Source organism: Streptomyces sp. NPDC050636, assembly GCF_040654775.1.
GTDB lineage: Bacteria > Actinomycetota > Actinomycetes > Streptomycetales > Streptomycetaceae > Streptomyces.
Genome location: NZ_JBFAIP010000083.1, coordinates 1 through 14,085 on the forward strand (window position 1 = coordinate 1; position 14,085 = coordinate 14,085).

14 protein-coding genes and 2 pseudogenes are annotated in these 14,085 nt (G+C 66.9%); 8 read left to right on the top strand and 8 right to left on the bottom strand.

All coding sequences use genetic code 11. The features are described 5' to 3' along the window. Positions 1-174 precede the first annotated feature (174 nt). From AB0I10_RS33030 to AB0I10_RS33045, 4 genes are all read right to left on the bottom strand, one after another. Positions 175-402, bottom strand: coding sequence for a hypothetical protein (locus AB0I10_RS33030; protein WP_363156365.1), 228 nt, complete (start codon positions 400-402; stop codon positions 175-177). Positions 403-419: 17 nt separating this feature from the next. Beyond that, positions 420-677 carry a hypothetical protein gene (locus AB0I10_RS33035; RefSeq protein ID WP_363156366.1) on the bottom strand — a complete coding sequence of 86 codons (258 nt, stop codon included), beginning with the start codon at positions 675-677 and terminating at the stop codon, positions 420-422. A 334-nt stretch (positions 678-1,011) separates the two neighbouring features. Beyond that, complete coding sequence (locus tag AB0I10_RS33040; protein WP_363156367.1) at positions 1,012-1,239, bottom strand: hypothetical protein; 228 nt, start codon at positions 1,237-1,239, stop codon at positions 1,012-1,014. A 74-nt stretch (positions 1,240-1,313) separates the two neighbouring features. Then, positions 1,314-2,258: a ParB/RepB/Spo0J family partition protein gene (locus AB0I10_RS33045; RefSeq protein WP_363156368.1), complete on the bottom strand. Its 945-nt coding sequence runs from the start codon at positions 2,256-2,258 to the stop codon at positions 1,314-1,316. A gap of 121 nt (positions 2,259-2,379) precedes the next feature. On the opposite strand from AB0I10_RS33045, the pseudogene AB0I10_RS33050 reads away from it, so the two are divergent. Together AB0I10_RS33050 and AB0I10_RS33055 are read left to right on the top strand one after the other, a co-directional pair. After that, positions 2,380-2,580: pseudogene (locus AB0I10_RS33050) on the top strand (IS110 family transposase); the annotation flags it as partial. 163 nt (positions 2,581-2,743) lie between these two features. Next, positions 2,744-3,505 (top strand): sulfite exporter TauE/SafE family protein, encoded by a 762-nt coding sequence (locus tag AB0I10_RS33055; protein ID WP_363156389.1) that lies wholly within the window; start codon positions 2,744-2,746, stop codon positions 3,503-3,505. Between the two features lie 78 nt (positions 3,506-3,583). Here AB0I10_RS33055 and AB0I10_RS33060 read toward each other — a convergent pair whose 3' ends face one another. Continuing rightward, positions 3,584-3,901: a hypothetical protein gene (locus AB0I10_RS33060; protein WP_363156369.1), complete on the bottom strand. Its 318-nt coding sequence runs from the start codon at positions 3,899-3,901 to the stop codon at positions 3,584-3,586. A gap of 140 nt (positions 3,902-4,041) precedes the next feature. Then, the gene (locus AB0I10_RS33065) at positions 4,042-4,746 is read right to left on the bottom strand and encodes a beta-ketoacyl-ACP reductase (protein ID WP_363156370.1); all 705 of its coding nucleotides are present in this window, start codon (positions 4,744-4,746) and stop codon (positions 4,042-4,044) included. Between the two features lie 350 nt (positions 4,747-5,096). Here AB0I10_RS33065 and AB0I10_RS33070 point away from each other — a divergent pair, with 350 nt between their 5' ends. Beyond that, a complete protein-coding gene (locus AB0I10_RS33070) occupies positions 5,097-5,897 on the top strand; it encodes a helix-turn-helix domain-containing protein (protein WP_363156371.1) in 801 nt (266 codons plus the stop codon). Here AB0I10_RS33070 and AB0I10_RS33075 read toward each other — a convergent pair. Continuing rightward, on the bottom strand, positions 5,849-6,811 hold the full coding sequence (locus AB0I10_RS33075; RefSeq protein ID WP_363156372.1) for an MBL fold metallo-hydrolase: 963 nt from the start codon (positions 6,809-6,811) through the stop codon (positions 5,849-5,851). The two genes, AB0I10_RS33070 and AB0I10_RS33075, sit on opposite strands and share 49 nt — an antisense overlap. 102 nt (positions 6,812-6,913) lie before the next feature. Continuing rightward, entirely contained in the window at positions 6,914-7,855 is a 942-nt protein-coding gene (locus AB0I10_RS33080) for a recombinase zinc beta ribbon domain-containing protein (RefSeq protein ID WP_363156373.1), read from the bottom strand. A 686-nt stretch (positions 7,856-8,541) separates the two neighbouring features. Here AB0I10_RS33080 and AB0I10_RS33085 point away from each other — a divergent pair. From AB0I10_RS33085 to AB0I10_RS33105, 5 genes and pseudogenes are all read left to right on the top strand, one after another. Then, entirely contained in the window at positions 8,542-10,275 is a 1,734-nt protein-coding gene (locus AB0I10_RS33085) for a tyrosine-type recombinase/integrase (protein ID WP_363156374.1), read from the top strand. A gap of 127 nt (positions 10,276-10,402) precedes the next feature. Continuing rightward, positions 10,403-10,606, top strand: a pseudogene (locus AB0I10_RS33090) (hypothetical protein); the annotation flags it as partial. 127 nt (positions 10,607-10,733) lie between these two features. Beyond that, entirely contained in the window at positions 10,734-12,209 is a 1,476-nt protein-coding gene (locus AB0I10_RS33095; protein ID WP_363156375.1) for a membrane-associated oxidoreductase, read from the top strand. Between the two features lie 156 nt (positions 12,210-12,365). Then, the gene (locus AB0I10_RS33100; RefSeq protein ID WP_363156376.1) at positions 12,366-13,289 is read left to right on the top strand and encodes an ABC transporter ATP-binding protein; all 924 of its coding nucleotides are present in this window, start codon (positions 12,366-12,368) and stop codon (positions 13,287-13,289) included. A 1-nt stretch (position 13,290) separates the two neighbouring features. Next, complete coding sequence (locus AB0I10_RS33105; protein ID WP_363156377.1) at positions 13,291-14,067, top strand: ABC transporter permease; 777 nt, start codon at positions 13,291-13,293, stop codon at positions 14,065-14,067. Positions 14,068-14,085: the final 18 nt, after the last annotated feature.

The window sequence follows — 14,085 nt, forward strand, 5'->3', positions numbered from 1 at the left end:
GTCTGCCGCTGCTTCCAACGAGTCCGAGACCTGACCCAGTTCCGAACGGAGCGCGTTCAGCCCCTCATTGATGTCGTGTCCCCGAGGTTCCGGGCGGGCGGGGCGCGGGGGGTCGCTGCCCGTCCGGAGGTCGGGTGTGGTCGGCCGTGCCTGGGCTCGACAACGATCAAGAACCTAGCACGTTTTTATGCAGCGGCCTATTTGGGTTGTGGTCTCAGTCAGTAATGGCCAGTTCGTCCGGGTCGTGTGCCCTGGCTTTGGTGAGTCGGGCCACTTGACCATGACGACGGGCTTGCCGGTGAGCGGGTCCATGCCGCCGCCGGTCACTGTCCCGAACGGCCTGAGCAGCCCTTCGGGTATCGGTGCGGAGGGGGTGACGTGAATGCCTTCGGCGAAGTCCATGGCTGTCCTCCTTGGGGTCAGCTGGTGGCGATGACGTCGAGGCCCTGGCCCCAGTTGGCGGTGACCGGCTCGTTGAAGGTGAAGCCCGCGCCCTCTGTTTCAAGATGGGTTGCGCGCCAGTCTCCGGGGCCGCCGTGGGCTGGGCGTTCGAAATGCTGGACGCCACCGGCCGGCAGAGTGATGGCGATGCGCAAGCTTCCGTCCGGTGCGGGGCATCGGGCTGCCCGGCATCCCGTGGTGAGGGCTTCCTGGGCAAGGCTGTCACCGAGATCCATGATCAATATCCTCTATGCGTAGCGGCCTATTTTTGCTCAGTGGAGTGAGCCGTAGCCGTTGCAGGTCTGGCAGGTGTCTGCTGTGACGGGGTCGGTTCCGTCGAGGCAGCGGGGACATGAGGTGTACCGCCCGGTGCCTCGGCAGTGGTCGCACTCCCGAGTTTCCTCATGCGGCCCGCGACAGAAGGCGACGACCGTGCTCCCTTCGCACTCGATGCATTCGGGTGCCGCAACGCCGAGAAGGTCGAAGGATTCGACCACCGCCAGGGGTCCATAGCGCAGGTGCTCAGGTTCGGGCTCAGGCAGGTAGATCGACACTGCGAGATCCTTCCGGTCAGAACAGTTCGTTCTGTCCTTCGATGTCGCCCGGCTCGGGCGCCTGCCGCCTATGGGGAGCTGCCGGCGGCGGCGCCTCTCCGAAGAGTGCCGACGTTCCGAATGCATCCGGGGTGGCCGCAATACGTACCGGCCCGAAGGGCACGGCCAGCGTATTGGGGGCGCCCTCGTTGAACTCCGCCTTCGACATGGCCGCCCACTTGGGTCGGTTACTGTGCTGGGTCATTTCTCGCTCCTGTCGTGCCGGGGTGTGATGCACCGTTGCGGTGGGCGAGGCCGTGCAGCCCCGCCCAGCGCCCGTCAGGCCGCGACCGGCTCCTCCGCGTTCGCGCCCTGCGTCACGGCCTCCGGGTTTACTGTCACCAACGCCTTCGCCTCGGCGTGCGCCTTGGCCTGCTTGAGCTGGAAGCGCGCCTTCGTCAGCGAGGCAGCGACCCGATCCAGCTGCTCCAGGCGGGCGCTCACCCGGCCTTCCAGGGCCTCGGCGAGCTTGAACGGGTCGGTGCGGGCGATGTCGTCGAGCATCTCGCGGACCTGCTCGACTTTGTCGAGCGTGGTGCGAGTCTTCTTCTGGTTCGCGGCTCGCTCGGTGCGCTGCTCCTCGGTCATCTCCTCGACGATCATCAGCACGGCCTGGTCCTGCTGCTGCTTCATGGCGTAGGCGAAGTGCACGATCTCGTTGTCGGATGCGAACTCGCCGCGCACGAACTTCGTCAGGACGCTGCCCTGGTTGGCGTGGTTGAGTGCAGCGATCTGCACGGCGGCCTGCGTGCCGATCTTTCCCTCCTGGACCTGCTGGGCGATCTCGGGCCGCAGGTCGAGCAGCGTCAGACGCAGCTTGATGTAGGTGGTGGTCTTGCTGAAGTCCGCGGCGACGGACTCGATGGTCGCGCCCTCTTCCTCGTCGAGGATGCGCTGGAAGGCGTTGGCTTCCTCGAAGGGTGTCATGTCCTCGCGGGTGACGTTCTCGCTCACCGACCGCTTGAACCGCTGCAGTTCGTCCTTCTCGGAGGTGATGGTGGCGCGGATCTTCGTGCGGCCGAGCAGCTGCATCGCCCGGTATCGGCGCTCGCCGGCGACGATCTCGTACCCGCCGAGTTCGTTGTCCGGGCGGACCTCGATGGCCTGGATGAGCCCGTACTGCTTGATGGAGTTCTTCAGCTCCTCCAGTGCGGCCGGGTCGAAGTGCTCGCGCGGCTGACGGGGGTTGCGGTGGACCTGGCTCATCTTGAGGACGCGCTGCATCGAGGTTGCTCCAAGGGGTAGTTGATGAGGTTTCCTCCCCTCACCTTGTAGCTAAATTCTACTATGATTGGTGAGGCTGTCCACTTCCGAACTCCGCCCTCGGCGTGACCTCGACCACGCCCGGATCTTCTACATGTCAGCCCACGTGGCGATGACGCTGCCAGGACCCTCCCAGGAGTACTACCGTAAGAAGCGGAAAGAGGGGCTGATCCACGTCCAGGCCGTCCTGTCGCTGGCCAGGCGCAGAGTCGACGTCCTGTGGGGGATCCTGCGGGACAAACGCCTTTTCACCGCTGCCCCGCCCCTGCCCGCGTCGGCTTGACGCGGGTCTTGGTGGGCCTCGACGAATCTTGAGCGGGTGCCTGGTGCCTTCTCCCAAAGGTGGGGCCATGTCCTAGCGGGTGGCGCCTGCCACCAGGGACGATCCCGCCATGACCACTGACAAGGCCCTCCTGCGTGTGCGGTCGACGCATTCAGCCCCCTTGGTGTTCATCGCGGGAGCGGCCGTCGGGGCTCTCGGCGGGATGATCGGTTTGGGCGGCGCAGAGTTCCGCCTGCCGCTGCTGATAGGACTGTTCGGGTTCGCCGCGCTCTCGGCGGTCATCCTGAACAAGGCGATGAGCCTGGTGGTGGTTTTGGTCGCGCTGCCCGCTCGTATGGCAGCGGTTCCGGCCGCTGAGGTCGCCGGGCACTGGCCCATCGCGATCAACCTGCTGGCCGGGAGTCTGCTCGGTGCCTGGGCCGGAGCCACCTGGGCGGTGCGGATGCGCAGCTCCACCCTGTACAAGGTGCTGGCCGCGCTGATGGTGCTCATGGCGGCCGCGTTGGTGACCACCCACAGCGCGACCCTGGGGACACTCGCGCTGCCGCTGTGGGCGCAGGTGCCCTGCGGAGTCGTGGCCGGCTTCGGTATCGGAGTGGTTGCCGCGATCATGGGCGTAGCCGGGGGCGAGCTATTGATCCCGACGATCGTGCTGCTGTTCGCAGTGGACATCAAGGCGGCGGGGAGCCTGTCGCTGCTGGTGTCGTTGCCGACCATGCTGGTGGCCTTCGCGCGCTACAGCCGTGACGGCAGCTTCGCGGTGCTGGGCGCCAACCTACGCTTCACCTCGGTCATGGTCGGGGGCTCGATCGCTGGTGCGGTGCTGGGCGGGCTGCTGCTCGGTGTGATCCCGGATCCGGTGCTCATCCCTGTCCTGGCCGTGGTTCTGCTCGTTTCCGCGGTCAAGCTCGCCCGTCACAACTGACTCCGCTGGGTTGACTCCGGCATTGCGATGCCTGTGGGGCACCGGACATCCGGCACCCCACAGGCTCGCCCTACCCCTTCAGTAGGCGACCGCCCAACCCCCGTCCACTCGGTCGCGCCACTGACGTACCTCAACGGGCGCGCCCGCCATCAAAGCTGTCGAGCATGCGCTGAAGATCGGGCAGCGGGCGCACACCTCTCCCGCATCAGCACCTTCCGGCGCTTCCTCCTCGCGGCATGCGGCCGCGCTCCACCGGATCGGCATCGCCAGCCGATCCTCCTCACCGTGCAGGAAGCTCAGCGTTCGAACGGCCGCCACGGTGTCCAACTCCTCGTCGCCCGGCTGCCCCTGCCTGGGCCGGTTTGCGAGCGCCGCAATGCGCTGCGCATTGATCACTTGGCTCCCTCGTCAGAGCGGGACCAGTCCCTGTGTGGTCCCGTGTCTCTAGCGGCGCGCTCCTCGTTGCGGCGGCCGCAGACTCCAGGCTCGGCGACCGCGCTCCACGGCCGACGCGAAGTGTCTGGAGCGCGCAGGGCTCAATGCCCCATGCCCACACCGCCGTCGACGGGCAAGACAGCGCCAGTGATGTACGACGCGTCGTCGCTGGCGAGGAAGCGCACCGCAGCGGCGATGTCCTCGGGGCGGGCGATCCCGCCCAGCGGGATCTGAGAGAGAAGCGCGTCCCTGCGCTCCTGTGGCAGGACCGTCGTCATGTCTGTCGAAGTCAAGCCGGGAGCGACCACATTGGAGGTGATGCCACGCGAGCCGAGCTCACGTGCCAAGGAGCGGGCGAAGCCAATCAGCCCGGACTTGGCCGCCGCGTAGTTGGACTGGCCCTTCTCGCCAAGCATCGCGACAGCTGAGGAGATGAAGATCAGGCGGCCGGAGCGGGCCCGCAGCATGCCGCGGCTGGCGCGCTTGGCGACCCGGTAAGCCGCGGTCAGGTTCGTGTTGATGACATCGGAGAAGTCTTCCTCCGGCATCCGCATGAGCAGCCCGTCGCGGGTGATGCCCGCGTTGGCCACCAGGACCTCGACGGGGCCCTGCTTCTCCTCAATCTCCTTGAACGCCATCTCGACTTGCTCAGGGTCCGTGATGTCGCACTGCACCGCGAGGAACCCCTCTGGGGGCTCGCCCGAGCGATAGGTGACCGCGACATCGTCTCCATTGGCCGCCATGGCCTTGGCTATTGCGAGGCCGATGCCTCGGTTGCCACCGGTAATGAAAACGCTGCGGCCCATCTGGGTCACCTTTCGAGTTGTTGCTGGTGTGCTCGCCCTCGGCGGCGGATATCACCGCCGAGGGGCAGCCGCCCGGAACATCCGTACTTGGGCGTCTCCGGCGGCTTCTCTACTTTTGCACCGGTCGGTCAAGCGTCGCGACGAGATTGAGTGGCCGAAAAGTTTCCCCGCACTGCCAGTACCGGTACTGCCCGTACGGGAGGCATCCCTGCTTTGGCGTTACGTCCGGTTATGGCAGCTTTTGCCGCTCGTGTTAGCTGGGGCGTATGGTCCGGTCTGTATCAAATTGGCTTTAGGATCCCCTAAGTCTTTCCTATACCTTTACCTAGCAATTGAGGCGTAGACCGTCGATGGCGAGCGATGTGCAGATAACTCGGTTCCTTCGTAAATGGCGCGGTCGACGCGATCCCAACCAGGTCGCTGGTTTCGTCGCCCGTTTCGGCGAGCGGACCAAACTCGGCCTCCTCCAGGCCGAGATGGGCCCGCTTACCGGCGTTACCGCGGGCTGGTATCAGAAACTGGAAGCCGGCCGGGTCGACAAGCCGTCGAAGCAGTGGCTGGAGAACATCGTGCGGGTCCTCGAACTGAACGAGGCCGAGCGTATGACCCTGTATCTGTACACCCGCGGCGAAGATCCCCCGATGATCTGGCGTCCGACCGCGGCCGTCGACCCCTCGACGGCCGCGCTCATCCGCGTACAGCCCTGGGCCGCGTACCTCTCTGACTGGTGCTGGGACGTCCTGCTCTACAACGAAGCATGCGAGCACGACTGGCCTTGGATGCGGCACGGCGTCAACATCATGATCTGGGCCCTGACTTACCCCGAAGCCCGCTTGCAGCTGATCGACTGGGAAGAGACATGGGCAAAGCCCATGGCCTCCCAACTGCGTTTGCGCGCCAGGCAAGACCCCGGCAACCAGCGTCTGGCTCAGGTCATCGCCGAAATCAGGGAACGCGACAGGGTCGCCGCCCGCCTCCTCGACGACGACCTGACCTCCGTCGCCCACCCTGATGGACACCGACGTTGGCTGTACCTGCCCGGCCACGGAAACGAGGAGTTCGAGGTCGTCTTCCGCGCCTACAAGCCGCACAGCGACGAGACTCAGCGACTCATGTTCGTTGTCCCCGTCGACCACGCCATGGCTGCCTGAGCCATGCCCTCCACCAGGGCGAACGTTCCCGACGGCACGCCCGCGACCCCTGCCTCCCGGTAGGTCGCCGCCACGGCCGTGTACAGCCGCTCCGGGTGTGCCAGATTCCCGGCGTGGCCCGCCATCACCAGGCAGGCCGCGTCGGCGAGCTCAACACCAGCTGCGGCGAATTCGGTGGCCGCCTCCCGCACTCGGGCGAGAGAGTCGCGGATCTGTACGACGCCCGCCCGGTCGGTGATTGGCCCGTGACCTGGCACGAACGTTGTTGCTCCGGTGGCCAGAAGCGTGTCGCACACTGTGAGGCACGCGCTGAGCGAGTCCGACCAGACCACCATGTGTGCGCCGTTGAACACTGCATCACCGGTGAACACCACACCATCGTCCGGTACATGGACGGCAACGTCGCCCGCGCTGTGCCCTGGGCCGAGGTCGATCAGCTCGACGGTCTCACGGCCAACGTTGACCTCCTTCCTTCCGGTGAACGTCGACGTCGGCGGCACAACGATGACGCCGTCGAAGCTGAAAACACCGAAGTGCCGGGCGGCGTAAGCCGTTACGGGCGTGGAGGGCTCGTCTTTGCACAGTGCGGCCAGCTGCTCCGGGCCCATCTCGTGGCACAGGTGCTCGGCGGACGCCGCAGAGCTGATGATGTCGGCGCCGGCGACGAGCTGGTTGCCCCACGTGTGGTCACCGTTGGCGTGGCTGTTGACCACCGTGGTGATCTCGACTCCAGGCACTGCTGTGTGGATCGCATCGAGCAGCGTGCGGGTGGCGGGCAGCGTGAACTGTGTGTCTACCAGGAGTGCTTGGCCATTCGAGGCGATAAGGCCGCAGTTGCTGTATCCCCAGGCGGTGCTGTCGTGCACCCACGCCCATGTGGTCGATGAGAGCGGGCGCAGGGAAGGCGGGGTCAAGACGAGATCCGTTCTGTGGTGCAGGCGGTCGTGTAAGCGGCGCCTGGTGAGTTGCGGGCATGACTGTGAGCCCCGTCGCGCGGGGCTCACAGTAGGGAAGGGTTAGTTGGCGGGGGTGCGCCAGTCGATCCGGATGCGTTCGCTGGGGTCGGCGTGCCGTCCGCCGCCAGACGGTAGGACGCGTACCTTCTGCACCTCAAGGGCGATCAGCGCGCGCTGCCACTGCCGGGGGGCCGTCATCCACCACGTGGTGAAGTCGGTGACATCGGCGATCGGCACGTCCGCGATCTGCTCCAGGAACCGCAGGCGGGTCCGGGTGTCCTTGAGGTCCTGCTTGGTGGCCTTCTGCGCGGCGAGGAAGGCGGACTTCACCAGCAGGCCCCGGCCATGCAGCTCGCCCAATTCCGTGAACCGCCGATCCGCGGTCGCAACATGCTCGCGGAGGCGGACGATCTCAGCGTTCACATCTTCGAGGACCTGCATCAGACGCTCTTGGGCGCCAGCTCGCAGGAGATCGGCGAGGACGTGTTCGGCCACGGTGTCTTCGAGCCGGTCGGCGTTCATACGGACACGGCCGCACGAGGGGCGGCCGTCGACGGGGGCAGGGCATCGGTACGAGGGGCCAAGGTCGCCGCCGACCCGAGCGCCTGTCATCGCGTGCTGGCATTGCCCACACTCAGACAGGCCACTGGTCAGCAGATACTCGTAGGCTTCGCGTGCTTCGGACTGGTCGCCGCTAAGTTCCGCGAACAAGGCCATCAGCTGGTTGTACTCGTCCACGGTCAAGACCGTTTCCTCGTAGCCTTCGAGGGGGTTCCCATCCGGGTCGAGGCCGGCCATGCGGGGGTTGCTCACGGTGCGCACGAACGTCTCCGTACGCCACTCGTTGCCCAGTGTCGTGCGGTAGCCGTTGCTGTTGAGCCAGCGCACCGCCCCGGCCCGCGACGTGGTCCTCGCGAGCAGCATCGAGACGGCCTTGCGGTGTCCCGCGGCCTCCTCGGGGTTCAGCACCCCGACGCTGGCGTAGCCAGACAGCCGTGCCATGAGTCTCCATCCGTTCGGGAGCGCGGCCACCTGCCACTTAGCGGCCACTTAGCTCCGTAATAGGCCAATGTACTTGGGACGCGTATCCGGCTACCTCGGATCGCCCCTCTCGCCACGCGAGAAAGGCACGTTTCCGCAGGTCATCTAGGTCAAAGTCTCGCGATCAAGTGCCCGATTGTGGCGGAGGTCACTACAACCGCTCATGCGTGAATCGTGTCAATGAAGTCAAGGTTTCCTCATGCTCATGACCTGTGAAAACAAAGCGGCCTACCACCCCGCAGGGCAGCAGGCCACCAATCAAACAGGCCGTGGCGTACTACAGCGACAGGGGTGCACCCCCAGGACCTCCCACAGCGAAGTCGTCACCACCTTGCTCGTCTGCCCCAGAGGGATCGTCCGAGCGGGAAACTCCTCGCTCTTGATCAACTCATACGCCTTGTCCGCGCCGATCCGGAAAGCCCGAGCGGCCGTCTGCACGCTCACCACGGGAGGCAGCGACAACAGCTCCTCCATGGTCATCGGACCGCGCGGCTCAGCGGCAGATGAAGATGAGGACAAAGGTGGTCACATCCCTCTTCCCCGCGCCACCTGACCGGAAGCCTACGGCGCCCAAGGGGGCGTCACCTTCGCTACAGAAAGATCAGGGCATGTAAGGAAGAACCCGGCACATTCAGGGGGTATCCCACGTGTTCGACGGCAGCACCTACAAACGATGCAAGTGCACCGAACCCAAGCTTGACGACAATGGCCAGCCGATCCTCGACACGAACGGCCAACCGAAGACACGTGAACTCGGCTCTGCCTGCCCCCTACTGAAAAGACGCGACCACGGCACCTGGTACTACTACGTCAAACTCCCCGACGGCCCCGGAGGCCAGCGCCGACGCCCCCGCAAGGGCGGCTTCCTGACCCAGAGGGAGGCCAAGAAGGAAGCGCAGAAGCTGTGGGACGAGGCCCAGGGCGGCATCGACGTCGATACCAAGGAGACGGTCGCCCAATACCTCGACCGCTGGCACGGCAAACGCGTCGACCTCAAGCGCAGAACTCGCACCGACTACCGCGACATCATCGACCGCGTCTTCAAGCCGGCCCTCGGCCATCTCGCGGTGCGTGAACTCCGTGACCGTCACATCCAGGAGGTGTTCCAGCAGATATGGGACTTCAACAAGGTCAAGAAAGCTAACCGGGAGGCTGCAGAGCTGGCCAGCCTTGAATGCGAAGCTGCCCACCATGCCTGGAGGCAGGCCCCCAAGCCCCGTCCCCCGGAGCTGCGCGAGGCATGGCGTCAAGCCTGCGAGGCCCGCAAAGAAGCCCTCGCCAAGCCCCGCCAGGACACCGGCCCCGGCTCACAGAAGAAGTACCTCGACTGCCTGTCCGCCGCACTCGGGGACGCCGTTTCCGAGAAACTGATCACCGAGAACTGGGCCAAGCTCGTCGTCCTGCCCAAATACGAGCGGCCCGAGGCGCTCGTATGGACCGACGAGCGCGTAGCCCGCTGGCGCGAAACTGGCGAGAAGCCGGGCCCCGTCATGGTGTGGACGCCCGAACAAACCGGGCAGTTCCTCGACACAGCCGTCGGCCACCCTCTGTACGTCATGTGGCACCTGATGGTCTACCGGGCACTACGCCGAGGCGAAGCCACCGGCCTGCCCTGGGCCGAACTCGACATGACCAAGGGCATCGCCCACGTCACCGAACAACTCGTCGTCGACTCCTCCCACACCGTGTGGGAAGACACTCCCAAGAGCCGCAGCGGCCGCCGCGCCATCACCCTCGACCACGCCACCTTCTCCCTGCTCACAGCCTGGCGCGACGTCCAGAAAACACAGCGCACCGAATGGGAGAAGAAGCACCGCAACGCCCCCGACAAGTACGGGCCCTACGTTGACTCCGGCTACACCTTCACCCAACCCGACGGCCGCCCCCACCATCCCAAGCACGTCTCCCAAGCATTCGACCGATTCATCAAGCGCACCGGCCTGCCACCGATCCGCCTGCACGACCTGCGACACTGCGCCGCATCCCTCAGCCTGGCCGCCGGCCTGTCTATGAAGGCCATTCAGGCACTGCTCGGCCACAGCAGCTACCAGCTGACTGCCGACACCTACACCAGCCTCCTGCCGCAGTTCGAACAAGCCGAAGCCAACGCCCCCGTGGACCTCGTGCCGCGCCGCAACGGCATCGACAAGCCCGCCGAGCACCAAGAACCTGCCGCCGAAGAGAGTGCACCGACCACAGCCACGCCCCCTGCCAATACCAGCACCACCGCCTCCTCCGCTGGTGCAGCCGTGCCCGCCGCCCGCACGGAAGAAGAGAAGCCGCAAGACCTTGCCCCCACGGCTCACGCGTCCGCCAAGAAGAAGCGTCACCTGCGGCTGCTGAGTTCCGTCCCCCGGGGCGGGGCGCCGGACGCTGCGTAGCCGCTTTGTCCCCCGTTTGTCCCCCGGAGCATCAACAAGCCCCCTCGGAGATCACTCCGAGGGGGCTTTCTTGCCTCGTATTTCCTGGTCAGGCATGGTGCTACCCGGCGGGATTCGTACCTGCGGCACCCTCTTCATCGACGAGGGCTTCGGCAGCCTCGACGAACAGACCCTCGACGAGGTCCTCGACGTCCTCGACTCCCTCCGCGAACGCGACCGCAGCGTCGGCATCGTCAGCCATGTCGCGGACCTCAGGGCGCGTATCCCGGCCCAACTGGAGGTCGTCAAGGACCGGTTGGGCTCTACGGTGCGGCACCGGGTGCAGAGCTGAGCCCGATCACCGGCGGGCCCGTCGGGGACACCACGTTCTGACGGGCAGACTCCTGCCTGCTCTTGCCCGGCCGGCCCAACCCCACGTTTCTTGACAGTGTGAACACCCGCGCGAAAGCATCCGGCCGGTGGAGATCACCGAACTCACCCCAGCGGAACGCCGTGTCTGGCAGGCCTTTCCCCTCGGCCAGGGCGTCGACTTCCGGGAGAACGCCGCCGACGACCCCGCCACCGGCGCCGCCTGGGGTCCCGAGCGGACCGTGCGCGCCGCGGTGCTCCGGGCGCTGCTGCTCAACGGACCGTCACGGGACGGCGAGATAGCGGGACTGAAGCTGTGGGGCGCCCGCATCACCGGGGAGCTGAACCTCAAGTACGGCAAGGTCGAGCACCCGGTACGACTACGGTCCTGCCACTTCGAGAAGGCCCCGGAGCTGTACGGAGCACAGCTCTCCGTCCTGGCCCTGAACGACTCGGTCCTACCGGGCCTCACGGCCGGACACCTCCACGTCGACGGAGTGCTACGCATCACCTGTTGCCGTATCAAGGGTCCGGTGCGACTGGCCGGGGCGCAGATATCCGGTGCGTTCTTCGCCAACGGGGCCCACTTCGGCGATCCGGCCGCCACGGAGCCGCCCGACGAACCGGTTCTCCAGCTCAACCACGCCGATATCGGCACCGACATCTGGGCCCCCGACCTGGTCGCCCACGGCCAGATCCGGCTCAACGGAGCCACCGTCGGCGGACAGATCACTCTCAACGACGCGCAGCTCAACGCCCCTGACGGCCACGCGCTGCAGGCCGAGACCCTCAGCGTCGGCACCGACGTGCACGCGATGCGGCTGCGCGCCAACGGCAGGGTCGACCTGCGCGGTTCCAGGATCGGCGGCCAGCTCAACCTCGCCTACGCCGCCCTCGCCAACCCGGGCGGCGTCGCACTGCGCGTCAGCAGCTGCATCGCGGGCGAGATGTGGCTGCGACAGGCGCAGCCCGTCTTAGGCACGGTCAATCTGCGCCGCGCCCAGTTCGACGTCCTGTACATCCCACCGGAGGTCTGGCCGGACGAGGTCAAGCTCGACCGCCTCACCTACGGCTCACTGCTCCCGCATTTGCCTGCCGAGGAACGGCTCCCGGTGCTGGAACGCGAACGCGCCGGTTATGTGTCGTACTCGTACGCGCAGCTCGCCGCCGCGTACCGCACGGCGGGCGACGAGGCCGCCGCCCGCGCCGTCCAACTCGCCAAACTCCGCCGCCACCGCCGCACGCTGCCCTGGTACGCCAGGGTCTGGGGCCACCTCCAGGACGCCACCGTCGGCTACGGCTTCCGCCCGATGCGCGCCGCCGGCTGGCTGCTGGCCCTGCTGCTCACCGGCGCCCTCGCCTTCGCGCTGCACCATCCGCGCCCTCTGAAAACCGACGAGGCCCCCGACTTCAACCCCTTCTTCTACACCCTCGATCTACTGATGCCGATCATCGGTTTCGGGCAGGAGGGGGCCTTCGCACCGCAGGGCTGGTACCAGTGGCTCTCGTACCTGCTGGTCGTCACGGGCTGGACGCTGGCCACCACGATCGCGGCGGGCATCACCCGCTCCCTGACCCGCCAGTAGCCGACGGCGTCGGGCGGGCGTCCGCCACTTGTATCGACGGCCAGGCCCCCGACGCCGGCCTGCAAGCGGGTGTACCCCGCCATCAACCGATCGGTTGATGCGCCTTCGAGCTCGATGGGCGATGTCCGGCACCTCGCCGCCCGAGATCCTCGACGCATGCCAATCATCGAAGTGAACGGCCTGCTCAAGGCCTACAGGGGCAAGCCCGTCGTCGACGGAATCAGCTTCGCCGTCGAGGAGGGCGAGATCTTCGGGGTCCTCGGTCCCAACGGTGCCGGCAAGACCACCACGGTCGAGTGCGTGGAGGGCCTCAGGGTCCCTGACGCCGGGACCGTCCGGGTCGCCGGGCTCGATCCCGTCGCCGACCACGACCGCGTCACCCGGCTCCTCGGTGCCCAGCTCCAGGAGAGCGAGTTGCAGCCGAAGATCACCGTTCGGGAGGCCCTGGAGCTGCACAGCGCCTTCTTCCCGCGTCCCGCCGATTGGCGGCCGCTCGCCGAACGGCTCGGGCTCATCGACAAGCTCGGCACCCGCTTCGCCAAGCTGAGCGGCGGTCAGAAGCAGCGCCTGTTCATCGCGCTCGCGCTCGTCGGCAACCCCCGGGTCGTGGTGCTCGACGAGCTCACCACCGGGCTCGACCCACGCGCCCGCCGCGACACCTGGCAGCTGATTGAGGACGTACGGGACTCAGGCGTCACCGTCCTGCTCGTGACGCACTTCATGGAGGAGGCACAGCGCCTCTGCGGCCGGATCGCGGTCATCGACAAGGGACGCCTCGCCGCGCTCGACACCCCGGCGAGCCTCATCGGCCGCTCGGCCGCCTCGACCGTCATCTCCTTCACGCCCTCGCTGCCGCTCGACGAGCGTGAGCTCGCGACGCTCCCCGCCGTCGGCTCGCTGACGCTCAAGGGTGACCGTATTGAGATCACCGGCACTGACGAGACCGTCGACGCGGTGCTCTCGCTGCTCGCCCGACACCGCGTCACCGCAGGTCAACTCCGCGTTGTGGACGCCACGTTGGACGACGCCTTCCTCGACCTCACCACAGCCGCCACCGCGACCGCAGCACAGGAGGCCTGACATGGCAGTTCCCACCGCTTCCCACGCCCCCAACGCCACCAGCGCCTCCATCGCCGTACTGACGTCCGAGGCGAGGCTGTTCCGTCGCGAGCCCGCCGCCCTCTTCTGGATCATCATCTTCCCTGCCCTGCTGCTCACCATCCTCGGGCTGATCCCGGCCTTCCAGGAGGCCGACGAAACCCTCGGCGGACGCCGGGTGATCGATCTGTACGTTCCCGTGGCCGTGCTGCTGTCCTCGGTCGTGGCGGGCGTGCAGGCCCTGCCGACCGTCCTCACCGGCTACCGCGAGCGCGGCATCCTGCGCCGCTTGTCCACCACACCGGTGCGCCCGCAGTCGCTGCTCACGGCGCAGGTCGCGCTGCACGGAGCGGCGGTCCTGGTCTCGGTCGTGCTCGCCATGGCCGTCGGCCGGCTCGCCTTCGGCGTCGCGCTCCCGCAGCAGCCCGTCGGATATCTGCTCGCGCTCGTCCTCACCGTGCTTGCCGGACTCGCGCTCGGCGCCACCATCTCTGCCTTCTCCCGTACGACGAAGATCGCGCAGACGATCGGCACGATCGTGTTCTTCCCGGCCATGTTCACCGCGGGCGTCTGGGCCCCCGTGCAGACCATGCCGGACATGCTGCGGAGCATCGTCGAGCTCACACCTTTCGGTGCCGCGTCCCAGGCCCTCGACCAGGCCACCGCAGGCGACTGGCCGGACTGGTCTCACCTGGGAGTGACCGGCCTGTGGGCGGCTCTGCTGATCGGCATCGCCGTCCGCTGGTTCCGCTGGGAGTAGGACGCGGCATGCTGTACG